The organism is uncultured Streptomyces sp., assembly GCF_947488945.1.
Classification (GTDB): domain Bacteria; phylum Actinomycetota; class Actinomycetes; order Streptomycetales; family Streptomycetaceae; genus Streptomyces.
This window is the reverse complement of the sequence record NZ_CANLBS010000074.1, coordinates 1-909: the sequence shown is the minus strand read 5'-3', so window position 1 is coordinate 909 and position 909 is coordinate 1. Positions and strand designations below refer to the sequence as shown.

At 69.3% G+C, this 909-nt stretch carries 1 protein-coding gene; it reads left to right on the top strand.

The features are described 5' to 3' along the window. Positions 1–35: 35 nt before the first annotated feature. Positions 36–886 (top strand): IS5 family transposase gene (locus Q0994_RS33870; RefSeq protein WP_299542573.1). Its coding sequence is split into 2 segments (ribosomal slippage): positions 36–375 and positions 375–886, totalling 852 coding nucleotides; the frame shifts between segments, so codons are not numbered across the junction. Positions 887–909 lie beyond the last annotated feature (23 nt).

Here is a 909-nt window from a genome sequence, read left to right as displayed (position 1 = left end):
CTAGGCCGTTTCGTTCAGATCATCCGATCGTTGGTCTGGTTGTGCCGTTGACTGACGCGCAGTGGGCGCGGATCGAGCCGTTACTTCCGGACCGGGCGCCGAAGCGGGGTGGGCGGTGGCGGGATCACCGTGAGGTGATCGACGCGATCGCCTATAAGTTCCAGACCGGGACGCAGTGGATGTACCTGCCGGAGAAGTTCGGCAACTGGCGGGGCGTTTACAACCGGTTGCGGATGTGGGCCGCGGACGGCACGTGGGAGCGCGTGTTCACCGCGCTGATGGCACAGGCCGACGAGGAGGACGACCTCGACTGGGTGGTGTCGGTGGACTCCACGATCGTCCGTGCTCACCAGCACGCTGCTGGGGCCCGCAAAAAGGGGCCCCGGCAGGCGAGCCGGCCGACCATGCCGTCGGCCGGTCCCGTGGAGGGCTGACCACCAAGATCCACCTTGCGGCCGACGGGCGCTGCCGCCCGCTGGCCTTCGTCCTGACCGGCGGACAGGCCAACGACGCGCCGACCTTCACCGAGGTGATGGCCCGCCTGCGCGTCCCCCGTCGCCGGGGCAGGCCCCGCACCCGGCCGGACGTGGTCCTGGCGGACAAGGCGTATTCGTCCCGCGCGATCCGCGGGCACCTGCGTGGTCGCCGCATCCGGGCGGTCATCCCCGTCCGGGCCGACCAGAATGTCCACCGGCTGAGGCGCGGCAGCCGGGGCGGGCGCCCACCTGCCTTCGACCGAGAGGCTTACAAGCAGCGCAACACCGTTGAGCGGCGCATCAACCGCCTCAAGCAATGGCGAGGGATCGCCACCCGCTACGAGAAGACCGCGACCATCTACCTGGCCGGCCTCCACATCGCAGGCATCTTCCTCTGGTCAGCCCGCTGATCCAAACGAAACGGCCCAGCGGA